Annotated in this window: 15 protein-coding genes and 5 pseudogenes; 13 read left to right on the plus strand and 7 right to left on the minus strand. The window is 69.7% G+C overall.

What is annotated here, in order from left to right:
* Positions 1-522: pseudogene (locus QMK30_RS00005) on the plus strand (right-handed parallel beta-helix repeat-containing protein); the annotation flags it as partial.
* Positions 523-1,128: 606 nt separating this feature from the next.
* Here the strand turns inward: QMK30_RS00005 and QMK30_RS00010 are convergent.
* Complete coding sequence (locus tag QMK30_RS00010) at positions 1,129-2,058, minus strand: LysR family transcriptional regulator (RefSeq protein WP_283515004.1); 930 nt, start codon at positions 2,056-2,058, stop codon at positions 1,129-1,131.
* 152 nt (positions 2,059-2,210) lie between these two features.
* On the opposite strand from QMK30_RS00010, the gene QMK30_RS00015 reads away from it, so the two are divergent.
* From QMK30_RS00015 to QMK30_RS00030, 4 genes and pseudogenes are all read left to right on the plus strand, one after another.
* Positions 2,211-3,455 carry an MFS transporter gene (locus tag QMK30_RS00015; RefSeq protein ID WP_283515005.1) on the plus strand — a complete coding sequence of 415 codons (1,245 nt, stop codon included), beginning with the start codon at positions 2,211-2,213 and terminating at the stop codon, positions 3,453-3,455.
* Between the two features lie 164 nt (positions 3,456-3,619).
* Positions 3,620-3,844 (plus strand): annotated as a pseudogene (locus QMK30_RS00020) (NAD(P)-dependent oxidoreductase); the annotation flags it as partial.
* 179 nt (positions 3,845-4,023) lie between these two features.
* A complete protein-coding gene (locus tag QMK30_RS00025; protein WP_283515006.1) occupies positions 4,024-4,374 on the plus strand; it encodes a hypothetical protein in 351 nt (116 codons plus the stop codon).
* Positions 4,375-4,517: 143 nt separating this feature from the next.
* Entirely contained in the window at positions 4,518-4,988 is a 471-nt protein-coding gene (locus tag QMK30_RS00030; RefSeq protein WP_502963039.1) for a Pr6Pr family membrane protein, read from the plus strand.
* Here the strand turns inward: QMK30_RS00030 and QMK30_RS00035 are convergent.
* Together QMK30_RS00035 and QMK30_RS00040 are read right to left on the minus strand one after the other, a co-directional pair.
* A pseudogene (locus QMK30_RS00035) lies at positions 4,982-5,101 on the minus strand (NADP oxidoreductase); the annotation flags it as partial. The gene QMK30_RS00030 and the pseudogene QMK30_RS00035 sit on opposite strands and share 7 nt — an antisense overlap.
* 87 nt (positions 5,102-5,188) lie before the next feature.
* Positions 5,189-5,740, minus strand: coding sequence for a DoxX family protein (locus QMK30_RS00040; RefSeq protein ID WP_283515007.1), 552 nt, complete (start codon positions 5,738-5,740; stop codon positions 5,189-5,191).
* Positions 5,741-6,032: 292 nt separating this feature from the next.
* Between QMK30_RS00040 and QMK30_RS00045 the strand changes: the two genes are divergently transcribed.
* A complete protein-coding gene (locus tag QMK30_RS00045) occupies positions 6,033-8,258 on the plus strand; it encodes an FUSC family protein (RefSeq protein ID WP_283515008.1) in 2,226 nt (741 codons plus the stop codon).
* On the opposite strand, the pseudogene QMK30_RS00050 reads toward QMK30_RS00045, so the two are convergent.
* Positions 8,227-8,509 (minus strand): annotated as a pseudogene (locus QMK30_RS00050) (hypothetical protein); the annotation flags it as partial. The gene QMK30_RS00045 and the pseudogene QMK30_RS00050 sit on opposite strands and share 32 nt — an antisense overlap.
* A 49-nt stretch (positions 8,510-8,558) precedes the next feature.
* Here QMK30_RS00050 and QMK30_RS38635 point away from each other — a divergent pair.
* Together QMK30_RS38635 and QMK30_RS00060 are read left to right on the plus strand one after the other, a co-directional pair.
* The gene (locus QMK30_RS38635) at positions 8,559-8,669 is read left to right on the plus strand and encodes a DUF1330 domain-containing protein (protein ID WP_502963019.1); all 111 of its coding nucleotides are present in this window, start codon (positions 8,559-8,561) and stop codon (positions 8,667-8,669) included.
* A gap of 67 nt (positions 8,670-8,736) precedes the next feature.
* Positions 8,737-9,075 carry a DUF427 domain-containing protein gene (locus QMK30_RS00060; protein ID WP_283515218.1) on the plus strand — a complete coding sequence of 113 codons (339 nt, stop codon included), beginning with the start codon at positions 8,737-8,739 and terminating at the stop codon, positions 9,073-9,075.
* Positions 9,076-9,235: 160 nt separating this feature from the next.
* On the opposite strand, the gene QMK30_RS00065 is transcribed toward QMK30_RS00060, so the two are convergent.
* Positions 9,236-9,442 (minus strand): cold-shock protein, encoded by a 207-nt coding sequence (locus QMK30_RS00065; RefSeq protein WP_283515010.1) that lies wholly within the window; start codon positions 9,440-9,442, stop codon positions 9,236-9,238.
* A gap of 457 nt (positions 9,443-9,899) precedes the next feature.
* Between QMK30_RS00065 and QMK30_RS00070 the strand changes: the two genes are divergently transcribed.
* From QMK30_RS00070 to QMK30_RS00085, 4 genes and pseudogenes are all read left to right on the plus strand, one after another.
* Positions 9,900-11,123, plus strand: a complete 1,224-nt coding sequence (locus QMK30_RS00070; protein WP_283515011.1) for a phospholipase D-like domain-containing protein — start codon at positions 9,900-9,902, stop codon at positions 11,121-11,123.
* A gap of 316 nt (positions 11,124-11,439) precedes the next feature.
* A pseudogene (locus QMK30_RS00075) lies at positions 11,440-11,517 on the plus strand (hypothetical protein); the annotation flags it as partial.
* 223 nt (positions 11,518-11,740) lie between these two features.
* Positions 11,741-12,169 carry a hypothetical protein gene (locus tag QMK30_RS00080; protein WP_283515232.1) on the plus strand — a complete coding sequence of 143 codons (429 nt, stop codon included), beginning with the start codon at positions 11,741-11,743 and terminating at the stop codon, positions 12,167-12,169.
* Positions 12,147-12,983, plus strand: a complete 837-nt coding sequence (locus QMK30_RS00085) for an alpha/beta fold hydrolase (RefSeq protein WP_283515012.1) — start codon at positions 12,147-12,149, stop codon at positions 12,981-12,983. The genes QMK30_RS00080 and QMK30_RS00085 overlap by 23 nt, the downstream gene beginning before the upstream one ends.
* An 87-nt stretch (positions 12,984-13,070) precedes the next feature.
* Here QMK30_RS00085 and QMK30_RS00090 read toward each other — a convergent pair whose 3' ends face one another.
* Together QMK30_RS00090 and QMK30_RS00095 are read right to left on the minus strand one after the other, a co-directional pair.
* Positions 13,071-13,562: a cupin domain-containing protein gene (locus QMK30_RS00090; RefSeq protein WP_283515013.1), complete on the minus strand. Its 492-nt coding sequence runs from the start codon at positions 13,560-13,562 to the stop codon at positions 13,071-13,073.
* A gap of 191 nt (positions 13,563-13,753) precedes the next feature.
* The gene (locus tag QMK30_RS00095) at positions 13,754-14,566 is read right to left on the minus strand and encodes a VOC family protein (RefSeq protein WP_283515014.1); all 813 of its coding nucleotides are present in this window, start codon (positions 14,564-14,566) and stop codon (positions 13,754-13,756) included.
* A 238-nt stretch (positions 14,567-14,804) separates the two neighbouring features.
* Here QMK30_RS00095 and QMK30_RS00100 point away from each other — a divergent pair, with 238 nt between their 5' ends.
* A complete protein-coding gene (locus tag QMK30_RS00100) occupies positions 14,805-15,149 on the plus strand; it encodes an aldo/keto reductase (protein WP_502963020.1) in 345 nt (114 codons plus the stop codon).
* Positions 15,150-15,294 lie beyond the last annotated feature (145 nt).

A 15,294-nucleotide genomic window follows, 5' to 3' on the forward strand; every position in this document is an offset into this window, starting at 1 on the left:
CAGCCCGATCGAGTTCGAGGAGAGGTACTACTCCGATCAGGCAACGACCAGAAGAGCGAACCTGAAACCCCGTCAACCCTCCCTGACCAGCTGATCAGCATCTCCCGAGTAACGGGGGAACCTCACACCGGGGAGGCCATCGACATCAAGGAAGGCACCTTCGACGGTGTCGTCCGGGGCAACACCTTCGACGGGCGAGGCATCAGCGGAAAGAATTCCGCCGACTCGTGGATCGACGCCAAGGGCGTCGACTACCTGATCGAGGGAAATACCGGAACCTTCGCCCCGCCCGGGACTTTCGCCAATGGCTACGAAACACACAACCCGGGCACCTATCCGTCGTTCCTGAACGGCTGCGGCACGGTATGGCGGAACAACAAGTCCGACCTGGGCAGCATGGGCCAGTACGCCATCAAAGTCACGTCCACGTCCAAGTGCCGCGAGCGGCCGAACGTCGTCCACGCGTCGAACACCGTGACCCGGGCGACGGTAGGGCTGACCAACATCAGCGTCACACCGTGACACCAGGCATTCAGTCGGCGAGCAACACGGGCACGGCTTGCACGGCATTGATTCCTGCGGGTCCAATCAGTATGGGGGCGAGGTAAAGACCGACATGGCAGATGTTTTCGCGACCCGACTTCGCCGCGGAAGGGGAAGCCTCTACACGTACCGGGTGCGCGGGCGCGAACGCAGCGCCGTAGTTCTGACGAACACCGTGCGGTGGTGGAGTTGAGCCGGGGTGGAGCTGTGGAACTCCTGCCCGGCGATGCTCAACCCGCACTCGCTCGACGAGCGGGAAACCCCGTAGTCCCGGGCGCCACCATCGGACAAGATGGATCCCGTGAAGGACCTACCCCCCGGCCTGCCGTCAGCAGACAGGAGAGGCACCTGCGCAGCGTTCGTCGAGGGGCATAGGTGAGGCCCCGCAGGGGGGCGGCTTACCTATGCCCCCATCACCACAACCTCCCTGTCCGCGGACCGACCCGCGTCGTCACCACCAGTCGGCCGTCACTTGCACAGGGCTGTTCTCAGCGGCCCGGGACGCCGAGGACGCCTTCTGGGCCTGATCGGAGCGGGGCCGGCGGTCATACCGGGCAGCGATGTCGGCCGGCGCGCGGTTGTCGATCACCGCGCCCAGTTCGGTGTCCAGGTTCCAGCCGCGGAGTGCTCGGGTCGGATGGATTCGAGGTACTGGCGCAGTGCGGTCAGCGTGGGGTGGAGGTTGTCGCTGCGCCGGATCAGTGAATGCGGATAAACGGGTGTCGGGTCGTGCACGGCGATGAGTCGCAGGTCGTGGGCGGCCGGCCACAGGAGCCGGGTCTGCTTGCCGACGAACGTCGCCAGTTCGGAGGAGTCTGCGATCGCGTCCAGGAGCGGCTCGATGCCGAAGTTGGGGCCGATCGTATCGACGGTGAGCCCGAACGCCACGGCGAGCTCCTCGTAATAGGCGGCCCACTCGGTTCCGGCGACGATGCCGGGCATCCAGATTCTGTGCCCGGCAAGCTCGGCGAGGGTGATCTCTCGGGCGTTGGCCAACTGGTGGGCCGGTCCGGTGAGGAGCAGCAGGGGCTCGTCGAAAACACGGTCGGCTTCGATGCCGTCGGGGAGCTGCCTCGCGGGCTGGGTGATGGCACGGAAGGACGTGTCGATCGTGCCGGTCCGAACAGCGTCAACGGCTGTGTCGGCGTCGAAGAGGGTCACGACATCGAGTTCGGTCCCGGGATGTGCGTGGTGGAAGTCCCGCAGCAGCCCTGCGGGGGCGAGCTGCCGGCCGATCACGTCGACGCGCAGCGCGCGGCGGCCGGGCCGCACGGAGGCCGCCGCCCGCTCCTCGGCCCGGAGGAGCTCGCGGGCGTGGGGCAGGAATGCCTGGCCGTCGATGGTGAGCCGAGCGCCGCGGGCGGTGCGAGTGAACAGCCGCACACCGAAGTCCTTCTCCAATGCGGCGATGCGCTTGGAAACGGCCTGCTGGGTGATCGACAGCTCATCGGCGGCGCCCTGGAACTGGCCCCCGTCAGCGGCGGCGACGAAGGTACGCACAGCATCGAGGTTCACGTCGCCCCAGTCTAGCGAGTCGCACAACGTGCCGTTGTGGCTGTCGGCCGACCAGTTGTTTGACCTGCTGCGGTGCTGGTCGGTTTGATCTCGGTGATCAATGTCGAGTCGATCGGACGCGGGAGCGAGAGAGAACGAGAGGTGGGCCGGGCATGGGGGCCAAGCGGTCGCTGGGGCGACAGTTCGGGTGGTTCTGGGCGGCCTACGGGGTGAGCGCTTTCGGCACGCGGCTCGCGTTCGACGCGTTCCCCCTGATCGCGATCCTCGTGCTGCACGCGGGGGCGACCGAGGTGTCGCTGCTGGCCTCCGCAGGGCTCGCGGTCGGAGCTGCGGTAGCGGTGCCGCTCGGTCCGTGGGTGGAGTTCCGCCGCAAGCGGCCGGTGATGGTGGCGACGGATCTGGTCCGGTTCGCCGCGCTGATGAGCGTCCCCGCCGCGTTCGCGCTCGGCCTGCTCGGCTTCACCCAGCTCCTCGTCGTGTCGGTCGTGGTCGGCGCAGCCGACATCGCCTTCACGGCGGCCGGCGGCGCATGCCTGAAGACGCTCGTACGGCCGGAGGACCTGCTCGTCGCGAACGGGCGGCTGGAGTCCACGACCTGGACGGCCACGATGCTCGGCCCACCCCTCGGCGGGGCCGCGATCGGACTGTTCGGCCCGGTCATGACCATGACGGCCGATGCGATCAGCTATCTGCTCTCGGCGGCAGGGATCCACGCCATCGGCGGCAAGGAACCGCGCCCCGCGCGAGCCGCTGCACCGCGGCTGCGGGCCGGCGACCTGCTCGACGGATGGCGCTACATCCTTGCCCGTCCGACACTGCGCCCGCTGTTCTTCAACACCGTCCTGGTCAACGCTCTGATCATGGCGACTGCCCCGCTCCTCGCCGTCCTCATGCTCAGCAGCCTCGGGTTCGCACCGTGGCAGTACGGCCTCGCATTCGCCGTCCCCTGCATCGGCGGTCTCATCGGCTCGCGGCTGTCCCGCCGACTCGTCGCACGGTTCGGCCGGCACCGGGTCATGCTCACCGCCGGGACGCTACGAGCATGCTGGACGCTCGGGTTGGCCTTCATCGGCCCCGGGACGGGCGGGCTTGTCCTCGTCATGGCCGTCGAGCTCGGGCTGATCACCTGCATGGGCGTGTTCAACCCGGTGTTCGCCACCCACCGGCTCGACCGAACCGCGACGGACCGAGTCTCCCGTACCCTGTCCGCGTGGTCGGTCACCAGTAAACTCACCATTGCGGCCCTGACCGCCCTGTGGGGGCTACTGGCCGGCATCACCGGTCCCCGCCCCGCGATCGCGATCGCCGGTCTCCTCCTCCTGGCAACCCCACTCCTCCTGCCCCGACACGACCACGCTCCGGAGCACGAGCGGGAAGTGGCCCGGCGCCACCCGTGACAGCCCAACTCGCCGCTCGGGGAGTACTGTTCGGCGCTCGCTGAGCCGACTACCCACCAGGCAGTGAACTGCGAGGGCGGCCGCGCGGCACGCCCCCTCGCAGTGCTTCAGTCGACGGATGCGAAGCCAACGCCGATGACGGCGCGTTCAGCCGCCGGTCGGGCGCCCTGCTCACCGCGTTGCGCGGGGGCACGATCGCCGGCGCCGGGATCGATGTGTTCGACGTCGAGCCGCTGCCCGCCGGTCACCCGATGCGCTCGGCACCCCGGCTGCTGGCCACCCCGCACCTCGGCTATGTGTCCCGGGAGAACTACCGCACGTACTACGGCCAGGCGGTCGAGGACATCCAGGCGTATCTGTCCGGCGCGCCCGTACGCTGCCTGGGCTGACCGTCGGGTGGGCCGTATCCCTCCGCGAGGCCGCACGGGGGAAGCCCGCCACGGCCACCGACTGCGGGCCCGGCCGCCGCCCTGGCGGGAACCGCGGAGTGGCCGGGCACAGTCATGAGAGCGTACGCATGCCCGCTCCCCGTACGCATGCCCGCTCCCCCTACCCACGGCGCGTCCCGATGACCGGAAAGCCTCTCATGCCGACCTTCAGCAGCCAGTTCCTCACCCTCGCCCGGCCGGGCCTCGCCTGGGCCTGCGAACAGCTCGACCTCTTCGACGCGCTGGTCCCCGCCGGTGTGGTCTCCTTCGATCTGGACGAGCCGTCGGTGACCCGCTCGGGGATCGCTCTGCGCGGCCATGTCCTGGGCACCTACGCCGCGCGACCACTCCGTGTGCCCGTTCACAGCTCCGGACGGCAGAACTCTTCCGGGACCCGCCGGCCTGCCTTCCCGGCTGAGCGGGCGACACAGCTCATGATGATCTCCCTCGGCCGCGTGCAGAGCGGCCGTGACATCGGAGGCTGCTCGTGACGCGTTGGACGGCCTTTGCCCGCATCGGGTTCGCCGCGCTCACCGCGGCGGCGCTTTGGGTCAGCGCGGTGCACGCCAGTGAAGTAGGCCTGGGGCTCGACGACTTCTTCAGCTTCTTCACCGTGCTGAGCAACTGTGCGGCCGTGCTCGTCCTCGCCTGGGGCGGCCTGGCCACCTCGCTGGACCGGCCCGGGGTCCCCCATCTGCTGCGTGGCGCGGCAACGCTCTACATGGTCGTCACGGCACTGGTCTTCGCGATCGCCCTGACCGACGTCGAAACCGGCATGCTGCCGTGGACCAACGTTGTCCTGCACCAGGTGATGCCCGTGGTCATGCTCCTCGACTGGCTCCTGCTGCCGCCCCTGCGCCCCCTGCGCTACAGCCGCAGCGCACTGTGGCTGCTCTTTCCGCTGCTCTACCTCGTCTACACCCTCGTCCGAGGGCCCGTGGCCGACTGGTACCCATACCCCTTTCTCGACGCCTTCACGAACGGATACGCCCACGTCGCCCTCGCGAGCGCGCTGATCAGCGTCGCCTTCCTGGCCCTCACCGCATTTCTGACCTGGGCCGGAAACACCCGGAGGCTGCGCGTCTCCGCACAGACCCACGGCTGACCGTCGAAGACGGGCGGGGACATACGCCAGACGCCCTCGTGGCAGAGGTTGAACGCCTTGACCACCCGGGCAGCCGGCGCGGCCTCGGCCAGTCGCCTGGCCGCGGAGGGGCCGTCACTACGCGGAGCCACCACCACGCGTCGCACACGAACTCACCCCGCTCGGGCGGACGTCCACCCCGCCCGAGCGTGTGCCGGGGGTCAGCCGACCGGGAGGCGATCGCGTACGGCGTCGGCCGCGGACCGTACCCCGTGTGCCTTGTCGAAGACGGCGGCGCCGACCGTGTGCCCGGCCTTCCTGGCGCTGCGCCGGCCGGCGGTGGCCGCGGCTCGCGAGCGGTAGGCCAGCGAAGGCTTGCCGTGGGTGTCCGCCGCGGCGATCAGCAGGCCGCCGAACAGGGCCAGGTTCTTGGTGAACTCCACGCGCTGACGGGCCCGCTCCTCGGGGTCCTTCGTGTTCCACCAGGCCTGTCCCGCAAGGGTCGTGGGTACGAGTGAGGCGGCCAGTGCGAGCGCGGACGCGCGCGGAAAACGGCCGACCGCGAGCAGCGCGCCCGCGCCGAGCTGGACGACGCTGTTGATCCGTACGAGCTGCACGGTTTTGTCCGGCAACTGCGGGACGCGTTCCGCCAAGGGCAGGGCCACCGGGTCGGCCACGGGCGCCACGGAGTGCGGATCGCGGAGGGTTCGTAGTCCGCCGGAGAGAAAGACGGAGGCGAGCAGGGGGCGAGCGACTGTCCTCAGAATGGCCATGCTCCGCACATGCCCGGGTTCGCGACGGGCACGCACCCTCTTCCGGACTGCACGCCGCGCCACGACGGGTTGGACGGCGTCGGAGCGTGCCCCTTCGGGCGGCACCGGAGCGCCGGGGGCCGGGCGACGGCGGTCACGCGCCGTCGCCCGCATCCGCGCGGGAACGCGGCGAGCACCGACCGCCTGTCGTCCCCCAATTGCCTGCCGTGCGATGCTGAGGCGTAGGCGGATCACAGCGGGGAGCGGGAGAAACGGCAGCGTGAGGGCAGTGGGGCGGCGGCGCGGGACCGGAATGTGGGATCGGTTCGCGGCGTCCGATCCGGGGCTGCTGCGGCTGATGGCGGGGCTGCGGACGGTCGCGGCGATCGCCCTGACCCTGGTTGTCCTGGCCTTGCTCGATACCGGCATCACTCACATGGTCGCCGGTGCGATGACCGCGATGGTCTCCACCTTCGCGATCAAGGAGAAGCAGGTACGCGATCAGGCCGTCACGCTCGCGCTCGGCCTGCCGGTCGCCCTCGTCGCGATGTCGCTGGGCGCGCTGCTGAACACCCGGATCATCATGGGTGACATCTTCTTCGTCGCGCTCATCTTCGGCGCCGTCTACAGCCGGCGGTTCGGCGACCGTGGCACCGCGCTGGGCCTGATCGGTTTCCAGATCTACTTCCTCTCCCTCTTCGTGGGCGCCACCACCTCTGCCCTGCCCGTGCTGCACCTGACCCTGGCCGTCGCTTTCGCCTCCAGTGCGGTGGTGCGGTTCGCCGTCGTGCCGGAGACGCCCCAGCGCGTCCTCACGCGGCTGCGCGACGCCTTCCGAGCGCGCGTCGCTCAGCTGGTGGCCAGTCAGATCGAGCTGCTCGACGCCGGACCCGAGCAGCTGGACAAAGTGCTCGACGACGTACGACGGCGTACGGCCCGGCTGCACGAGGCGGCTCTGATGATCCAGAGCCGCCTGGAGGACGGCACCCGCGACGCGGCCACGGCCGCCCTGCTGCAGCGCCGGGTCGCGGACGCCGAGATCGCCACGGAGCGGCTGGGCATGCTCCTGCTGAATGCCCGCAGCGCCGAGCGCGCGGACACGCTCACCCTGCATCTGCCGCACGCGCCCGTGCCGGTCACCGGCGACTGGAGGCCGGCCGAGGACGACGCGACGATCACGCTGCGCCGCGACCTGAAGGCCCTGCATCTGCTGGTGGTCAGGCCCGCGTCGGACGACCGGGGCACGGCCGTGGCCCACGTGCGCAACCGGCTGCTCGGCTACCGGGACGAGGACGGGCTGCCGCCCGCCACCGCCGCCGTCCAGGACGTCTTCCGCGGTATCGGTGAGGCCGCCCGTGCCGTCCTCGGTCTGCGGCTCGCGCTGGACGGGCCCCAGGACGAGTCCGACGACTCACCGGCGACCACCAGGTCCCGTGAGGAGTTCGACGCGGAGGACGTCGCGCTCGCCGCCCAGGAAGAGCCCGAGGACGCGGACCGTACCGGGCTGCAACGCCTCACCACCAGGGCGGCGTTCCAGGTGTCGGTGGGCTCGGTCCTGGCCATCATCGGCGGGGAGCTGCTCTCCACCCAGCGCTGGTACTGGGCGGTCCTGACCTGCTGGGTGGTCTTCCTCAACACCGCCTCCACCGGCGAGATCCTGGTCAAGGGTTACCGCAGACTCCTGGGCACGGTCCTCGGCGTGGTCGCCGGTGTCGCGCTCGCGGGACTGGTCGGCGACCACACCTGGGTCGCGTTCACGCTGGTCCTGGTGTTCATCTTCGGGATGTTCTTCACCGCTCCGCTGTCGTACGCGCTCATGTCCTTCTTCGTCACGGCGATGCTGGGTCTGCTCTACACCCTGCTGAACTCCTACAGCTTCGACGTGTTGGTGCTGCGCATCGAGGAGACGGCGCTCGGCGCCGCGTGCGGGATCATCGCTGCCGTGCTGGTGCTGCCGGTGCACACCGACCGCCGCACCGACGAGCTGCTGGGCACGGTCCTGGACCGGCTGGGCGATGTCGTTTCGGCGGCGGTGGAGCAGCTGAGTGGCGGGCCCGCGTCGGATCTGCTGACCCTGGCGCGGGATCTGGACACGGCGCTGGACGAGCTGCGCGCCTCCACCAAGCCGTTGACCCACCCGATCTCTCCGCTGCGCGGCCGTCGGCAGACCGTTCGCTATCTGGTGGCGCTGCTGGAGACGTGCGCGTATCACGCCCGTTCCCTGGCGGCGACCGCCGAGCTCGTGCCGCACAGCAAGACGGTCGCGGCCGACCCTCGTCTGGAGCGGGCCGGGCGGCGCATCGCCCACAACATCGAGGCGCTCGCCGCGCATGTGAAGGACGAGGGCACCGCGGGTCAGGTCGAGTCCGGTGCGAGCATCGCCTCGACGCTGCAGGCCGACAGGTCCGGTGTCCTGCCGTCGGGCACGGTGACCTTCCGCGTACTGCGGCATCTGCAGCGTCTCGACGAGTGCGTGGTGGGACTCGCCCGCCCCCTCGACGTACCGGTCACCGACCGCGCCGGGTCGACGCGGTCGTGACCCGTCGGGCGTAACCTGTCAGGGGCGCGATGCCCACCCCCGGAACGCGGGCTCCACTGCCTTTCCCCGGCAGCCGTCATCGCCGGCCAGGCGAGTCCGCCGGGGCGTGGATCGACCCGGGAGGCATAGGGAGCGGGCCGGTAGGCCGGTTCGTAGAAACAGCCGCTCCCAAACTTGGCGTCGAAACGCGGGCAGTCGTCCGCGACCGCTGCCGGCGTGGGCTTCTTCCCGCTACGGGCCCACTTGTCCAGCGGGACGTGGCCCGCAGCCCGCGTCGCGACCGTGCTCCAGTTCCCGGACATGGACCGGATCAAGGAGTGGTACTCCTCCGCCGAATACCAGGAGGCTCGAACAGCCAGGCATGGGGCGATAGAGCTGCGCATGCTCTTCGTCGAGGGCAAGCCCGCATAGCGGCCCTCTTCCGCGTGCGGACAGATTCCCGGCTCCCCGGAAGAACCAGCCGCCTCTGAGCGCTGCACTGCGTATGACGAATGGACACCGCATCACCATCGAAGAAGGCACCACCCCGGTACGTGTCGTGCGCGACGGCCAGGTTCTGGCGGAGAGCGGCAGCCCTCTGGTGCTCCGCGAGACGGGCTGTCCGGCGCGCTACTACCTGCCGCCCGAGGACGTACGCACGGAGCTGCTCATCGACTCCGGCACCCGCACCCATTGCCCGTTCAAGGGTGACGCCTCGTACTGGTCGGTGCCCGGAGCGGCCGATCTGGTCTGGGCGTACCCCGAGCCGAAGGACGACGTCGTCGCGATCAAGGACCACTTCTGCTTCTACGACACCGAGGTCGTCCCGGCCGCCTGACCGCGGCGGGAGAACGGTCGGCGTGGACGAATCGACTCTTCGCCGGCGGGTGACTCCCCGCGCGCGGTGCTGGGCGGCGCCGCCCTGTCCGGGCATGACTTACGGGCAGGGCGGCGGCGCAGGCCTGCGTGGACTCGACCGAGGGGTACCGCCAGGGGCCTCAGGGACGAACCTGACGCGCCTCGAAGCGCCCGTCGGCCAGCTGCAGGGTGAAGGAGACGTGCTGCTCCTCCGAGAGACTGCGGCACTCGCCCTCGATGTCCTCCCGGCGGACGTAGACGGGGTCGTGTCGGCCGAACGGGACGATGAAGCCGTAGCCCTGCTCACGATTGAAGTACTGCACCAAGCCCTCGCACCGCTCACTCACCACGGATCCTCTCTTCGCTCCCCGCCACCGGCGGCCTCCGCACGCACATACGTATGCATGCGGCGCAATGCCTCCGGTCCGGGCAGCGGCGTGTGCCTGTGCCCAGGTCACCTGACCCGGCAGCAGGACTCCCATGCGGTAAACCCACCACCGGTGTACGACCGGCGCAACACCAGCCACCGGCACCCTGCTCACCGCAGCCGGTATCGCGGACCTGCCCACCGCCTGAGGCGCAGGCGACGCAGATCTCCAGGGCCGGGAATGCGCAGCCCACCGGCGACTCAAGCGCTCCACACACTTCCCACGCATCGCCTGTGTCGGACGGCATCGGACTGCTGTCCCGAGCCACTGCGTGCGCTCCGGGCCCGGGATGTAGAGTCTGCTGGCTGCGTCAGCCCGTGCCGGACGGGAACCGCGGCGCCGTTTTCCTCTATCTGTATGCCGGCCGGGTGACGTCATGACCAGTACGCAGAATCCGCCGGAACTGTCCGTGCCCGCCCACGCGGCGCACACATCGGCCGTACTCGAGGACCGCACCACGCGGATACGACGTCGCCTGGAGCGGCTGATAGGCATCGCCGCGACCGAGGGCAACTCGGTCATTCCGCTGCGCAACGGGGATGAGATCTTCGCGGCCATGCTCGACGCCATCCGCTCCGCCGAATACACGGTGGACATGATGACGTTCGTGTACTGGAAGGGCGAAATTGCCCGCCAGTTCGCCCAGGCACTGGCCGAATGCGCGCACAGGGGGGTGCGGGTGCGGCTGCTGCTCGACGGCTTCGGCAGCCGACTGATCGAGGCGGATCAGCTCAAGGTGATGGACCGGGCGGGTGTGCAGGTCGCGTGGTTCCGCAAGCCGATGCATCTCTCGCTGTTCAAGCAGAACCACCGCTGCCACCGCAAGGTCCTCGTCGTGGACGAGGACGTGGCGTTCACCGGCGGCGTGGGGATCGCCGAGGAGTGGTGCGGCAACGCGCGCAACGAGAACGAGTGGCGCGACACCCATGTCGAGGTCCGGGGCCCCGCGGTGGACGGAATCGCCGCCGCCTTCGCCCAGAACTGGGCCGAGTGCCACGACGAACTCTTCGACGACCGCGACCGGTTCCTCGCGCACAGCCCGCAGGGTGGCGCGGTCGTGCAGGTGGTACGCGGCTCGGCCAGCTTCGGCTGGCAGGACATGCAGACACTGATCCGGGTAATGCTGGAGTCGGCCGAGGAACGATTCCGGCTGACCACGGCCTACTTCGCCCCGGACGCCTACTTCATCGAGCTCCTCTGCGCCGCCGCGCGGCGCGGAGTCGAGGTGGAGATCCTGCTGCCCGGCCCGCACACCGACAAGCGGGTCTGCCAGTTGGCCGGCCAGAACTTCTACGAGGACCTCACCGCCTGCGGGGTGAAGATCTACCAGTACCAGCCGACGATGATGCACGCCAAGGTCATCACCGTCGACCATGTCGCCTCGCTGGTCGGCTCGACCAACTTCAACCGCCGCTCCCTCGACCACGACGAAGAGGTCATGCTCGCAGTCCTGGACGTGGCGTTCACCGCAACGCTCGACGGGCACTTCGAGGAGGACAGGGCGGCGAGTGAGCTCATCCGGCCGGGGCGCTGGAAGAAGCGCTCGCTGGCGCAGCGCGCCCGCGAGGCGGCCGTCGTCCCCATCCGCAGGTTCCTGTAACCGAGGGACCGGTTCCTGTAACCGAGGGACGGTTCCCGTGCCCCGGGGACCCGCCACACGGCGGGCCAAGCCGCATCTGCCTCGACCCGCGGCGGATGGGACGCCTTCCTCTTGGCGCCCCACCGCGATGGATCTGTCACGCCGCGTCGGTACGGCCGTCCCCGGGGTCACCGGCCGGGGCATCCGGCGCCCGCACGCTCGGTGAAATGCCTCGTGATCATTCGCCAATAAGGTGCCCCCCGTGAACGACAGCGGAACGGACCAGGAAAATCGGGACAGGCTGATTGCCCTGTCCGACGGGGTCTTCGCCATTGCCATGACGCTGCTGGTGCTCGACACTCATGTGACGTCCGATCGGGACACGGCCGACTTCCGCCACATGCTGCACGAGCTGCTGCCCAAGATCGGCGCCTGCGCGTTGAGCTTCACCATCCTCGCCTCTCTGTGGGGCGCGGCCACTGCCGGATCCACCAGCTGGCCCAGCGGGTGGACGGGCTGCCCCTGCGGCTCTCCCCGGTCTGTCCGGGAGCCATCGCGCTGCTCCCCTTTCCCACCACGTTGTTTCCGAGTACGCGTCGCAACCCCTGGCCGTCGTCAGCTACGCCGGCATCATCGTCGTGATCGATCTGCTGCTGCTGGCGATTCTCCTCTCGGTCTGGCGCCGCCCGCAGATGTCACACCCCGTCCCCCACCACGTCGGACGGAAGATCGTCACGGACCTGGTGACGAACGTGGTGGTATTCGGGGCGACGATTCCCATCGCCTTCGTCTCCCCCGCCGCGGCGATGTGGAGCTGGCTGTCGCTGGTGCCCATCAAGCGGGTGCTCTTCCAGAGCCGGCGGGCTCGTACCGACGCGGACGCCGACGAACCACAGCCGTCCGGAGGCCGGAACGCGCCGGATCGTGCGAAGCCGCGAGCCCTGGAGCAGGTTGTTCGAAGCCGGCGATTAGTTTTGCGTCCACCCGGAGTCCTACCCCTGTCGCCGCGACCGCGGAGGACCATCAACGGGAGGACGTACGGCCATGACTGCCACCCACACCCTTGAGACCCAGGGCGCGCGCCTGCACTACGAGGTCCGCGGCGCGGGCCCGTTGCTGCTGATTCTGGGGGCGCCGATGGACGCCGCGGCCTTCGCCCCGCTGGCCGACGCGCTCGCCGCCGACCACACCGTCGTCACCCAGGACCCCCGGGGCATCTCCGGCAGCATTCTCGACGACCCCGAGCAGGATTCCACCCCCGAGCTGCGGGCGGACGACGTCATCGCCATCCTGGACGCCCTCGGGGCGGACTCCGCCGATGTGTTCGGCAGCAGCGGCGGCGCGGTGACGGGCCTCGCGCTGGTCGCGCGGCATCCCGGGCGGGTGCGGACGCTCGTGGCGCACGAGCCTCCTCTGCTGGAGCTGCTCCCCGACGCCGTCGAGCGCCGCGCCGTGGTCGACGACATGATCGAGACCTTCCACAAGGAGGGGCAGGGGGCAGCCTGGATGAAGTTCATGGCCAGTGCCGGATTCGACGCGGATGACGACGGGTCCCCCGCTCCGCCGCCCGAGGAGCCGTCGTTGCGGGATGTCGCCAATGGCGCCCGTTTCTTCGCGCATGAGCTGCGGGGGACCACCCGATACCTGCCGGACGTCCCCGCGCTGACGGGTGGCCCGTCCCGTGTCGTCGTCGGCATCGGAGCCGACTCGGGCACCTTGGACACGTACCTGACCTCCACGGCGCTGGCCGAACTGCTCGGCACACCACCCGTGGAGTTCCCCGGCGACCACGGCGGTTTTCTCGGGCAGGCCGAGGGGTTCGCGGAGGTGCTGCGGAAGGTGCTGGCCAGTGACGGAGCGGGCGGGCCCCACTCGCGCTGACGCTCCCCCTCCCTCTGTTGTCCCGCGCCGCCGCCGTCCGCCGATCCCTCGGTCGACGGCGGCGTCCGTATGGACGGGGGCACCGGCCTACGCGGCGTCGAGCGCGGCGCGCCACACCGGGCTGTCGACGTAGTGGTTGTCGAAGCGCTCGGAGGACTCCTTGATTTCCTGCGGGCTCGCCTCGCCCCGCATCACGCGGCCGAGGAGCCGCAGGTAGTCGAAGCGCGGCATGCCCGGAGTGAAAACAAACAGCACATCGGCCTCGGCGCCGGGAGCCGCCGCGAAGGCGTGCGGGGTGTGCGGCGGTACGAGCAGGAAGTCCCCTTCGTCGAGGATCTTGACGTCGTCGTCGACGAGCACCTGCAGGGAGCCGCCGATGACGAAGAAGAGCTCGGAGGCCCGGGTGTGGAAGTGCGCCGGGGCGCCCGCGGCTCCCTTGGCGAACTGCGAGCGGTAGCTGGTGAGCGAGCTGCCGTCGGTGCCGCAGTCGGCAAGCAGGGTCATGACGCTGCTCGGGTCGCTGGTGGTCTCGGCGTCGGCGGCGCGCGTCAGGACGGGCTTGAGGGCGGTGGCATTCATGGTCGTACTCCCTGGGCCTGGTCGGCGGCCGTGAGCATCGCCCGCGGCCTTGTGACTACGATTCTAGGCAGCCAATAGACCAGCGAAAGGGTGCATTCACAGGGTGAATTCGTGGGTCAATTCCGCTTCGGACTCGGACCGCGGGAGCCTGTGAACGTGCGGGGTGCCACGGGTGCCCTGGGCCGTGCCCTTCACCCGCGGCTCCGCGTGGTGACGGTGAACACGGCCCCGTCGGGGTCGCACAGCGTCGCCTCGGCGCCGGTGGAGTCCGATTCCCGCCCGAGGACGGAACCGCCATGGTGGAGTGCTGCCTGAACAGTCCTTTCAACATCGGATACCGGGAAGTAGACATGCCACCGGGGCTGAATCAAAGCCTCGAGCGCCGCACCGTTCGCTCCCGAGCCGAGATGGGCGACAACATCCCCGCCCTGACGCAGTACGACGTCACCCGCCTCGTAGTCAACCTCGCAGCAACCCGGCCGGCCACAGGCCCAGTCGAGGACTTCGCCGTAGAAGATCGCGGCTTCGAACGCGTCCCGCGCCCGCAGCCTCAGCCACGCGGGCGCGTTCTTGCGCCAGGACTGCCAGTCGGAGACGAGCTGGCCCTCCCAGATGCCGAAAACCGCGCCGTCACGGTCCGCCGCGAGCGCGCCGCGCCCCACCGGGAAGCGGAGTGGCCCCACGGCGACGGTGGCGCTGCGTTCCCGGATCCTTGCCGCGGTCTCGTCCACGTCGACTACGGCGAAATACGGCGTCCATGCGACGGGTGCGCGCAGTGCGGGGGCGAGAGCGCCGATGCCCGCGACGGGTGTGCCGTCCAGGAGGGCGACGCTGAATTCGTCGCCGAGTCTGGCCCGCTGGAACTGCCAGCCGAGAACCGCGCCGTAGAAGGACTGCGAAGCGCGCAGGTCGCGCGCCATCAAGGTGATCCAGCACGGTGCGCCGAAGATCTCCTGGCTCAGCATCGCGCCCGTGGCTGTGGGCCCTGTGGGGTTCGTATCCATGGCTTCCTGTTCCCTGGAGCGTCGGCGAGAGCGGCATCGACCGCTCCCTCCATCCTCGCCCCGCGCTGCCTCGCGCTGCCAATACAGAATATTGGCAGGCGCCGGCAATGGTGCGAGGCCTCGACCCGCCGGTTACCCCGGCCCCCCTCCTTCAGACAGGTCGGCGAGTGCGACATCACTGTGAGTCACAAAACCGGTACTTGACCTGGAGCGCGCTCCAGGGGGCACTCTGAAATATGTGAACGAGCTGATCGTCACCGAGGTACCGGTCGAGGAGACCGTCGGCGCCGTGGCCGAGCTGGTCAAGGCCGGCAAGGTCCGTCACCTCGGTCCGTCCGAGGCGTCCGCCGATACGATCCGGCGCGCCCACGCCGTCCACCCGCTGGCGGCCGTGCGGTCCGAACCGTCCCTGTTCAGCCAGGACCTGCTGACCAACGGCATCAAGGCGACTCTGGACGAGCTGGGCATCGGGCTGGTTGCGTTCTCTCCCCTGGGCCGAGGCTTCCTGACCGGAGCCATCCACAGCGTCGACGACCTCGCCCCCGACGACGCCCGTCTTGGCATCGTCCACCGGATGCGCTGAGTCCCCCCCTACTCCCGCCCGCCGCGCAGGCGACGCCGCACCCACATCCCCGTCTCCTGAGCACGGTTCCTCATCCGGTCGCGGAGCCTCGAAAACAGCGCCACGAACGGAACGCACAGCGTGGCCACGGCGAGCGAGGAACCCC

The sequence above is a fragment of the Streptomyces sp. H27-C3 genome (assembly GCF_030063415.1).
Classification (GTDB): domain Bacteria; phylum Actinomycetota; class Actinomycetes; order Streptomycetales; family Streptomycetaceae; genus Streptomyces.